Annotated in this window: 1 rRNA gene; it reads right to left on the bottom strand. The window is 50.0% G+C overall.

Going from position 1 to position 1512, the window contains the following annotated elements:
• Nucleotides 1–78 precede the first annotated feature (78 nt).
• Nucleotides 79–1512 (bottom strand): 16S ribosomal RNA (locus OQX61_RS24190); the annotation flags it as partial.

The raw sequence follows: 1512 nt of genomic DNA on the forward strand, positions 1-1512 counted from the left end.
TTCATCCTATGGGTTTTTCTTTTGAGATTTTTTTGTCATTTATATCATTTACGCAGCGAGTAGTCTGAACTTCTCCAGAAAGGAGGTATTCCAGCCGCACCTTCCGGTACGGCTACCTTGTTACGACTTAGCCCCAGTTATCGGTTTTACCCTAGGACGCTCCTTGCGGTTACATACTTTAGGTACCCCCAACTTCCATGGCTTGACGGGCGGTGTGTACAAGGCCCGGGAACGTATTCACCGCGTCATTGCTGATACGCGATTACTAGCGAATCCAACTTCAAGAGGTCGAGTTGCAGACCTCTATCCGAACTGTGAATGGCTTTTTGAGATTTGCTTGCTGTTGCCAGCTTGCTGCCCTCTGTACCATCCATTGTAGCACGTGTGTAGCCCCGGACGTAAGGGCCATGATGACTTGACGTCGTCCCCTCCTTCCTCTCTGTTTGCACAGGCAGTCTGTTTAGAGTCCCCACCTTAACGTGCTGGCAACTAAACATAGGGGTTGCGCTCGTTGCGGGACTTAACCCAACACCTCACGGCACGAGCTGACGACAGCCATGCAGCACCTAGTTTCGTGTGATTGCTCACTCATCTATCTCTAAATGATTCACTAACTTTCAAGCCCGGGTAAGGTTCCTCGCGTATCATCGAATTAAACCACATGCTCCTCCGCTTGTGCGGGCCCCCGTCAATTCCTTTGAGTTTCAATCTTGCGACCGTACTCCCCAGGTGGAATACTTAACGCTTTCGCTTAGCCGCTAACTGTGTATCGCTAACAGCGAGTATTCATCGTTTAGGGCGTGGACTACCAGGGTATCTAATCCTGTTTGATCCCCACGCTTTCGTGCCTCAGCGTCAATAACACCATAGTAAGCTGCCTTCGCAATCGGTGTTCTGTGACATATCTATGCATTTCACCGCTACTTGTCACATTCCGCCTACCTCTAGTGTATTCAAGCTCATCAGTATCAAGGGCACTGCGATGGTTGAGCCACCGTCTTTCACCCCTGACTTAATAAGCCGCCTACGCACCCTTTAAACCCAATAAATCCGGATAACGCTTGGATCCTCCGTATTACCGCGGCTGCTGGCACGGAGTTAGCCGATCCTTATTCCTTCGGTACATTCAGCTACTTACACGTAAGTAGGTTTATTCCCGAATAAAAGCAGTTTACGACCCAGAGGGCTGTCTTCCTGCACGCGGCATGGCTGGTTCAGAGTTGCCTCCATTGACCAATATTCCTTACTGCTGCCTCCCGTAGGAGTCTGGTCCGTGTCTCAGTACCAGTGTGGGGGGTCATCCTCTCAGATCCCCTAGTCATCGTGGTCTTGGTGGGCCGTTACCCCGCCAACTAACTAATGACACGCATGCCCATCTCAATCCTATAAATATTTGATCATTAGATAATGCTATCCTGTGATTTTATGCGGTGTTAATCCGAATTTCTTCGGGCTATCCCCCTGATTGAGGTAGGTTGCATACGCGTTACGCACCCGTGCGCCACTTTCCCA

This window comes from Pedobacter sp. PLR (genome assembly GCF_026239675.1).
Lineage (GTDB): Bacteria > Bacteroidota > Bacteroidia > Sphingobacteriales > Sphingobacteriaceae > Pedobacter.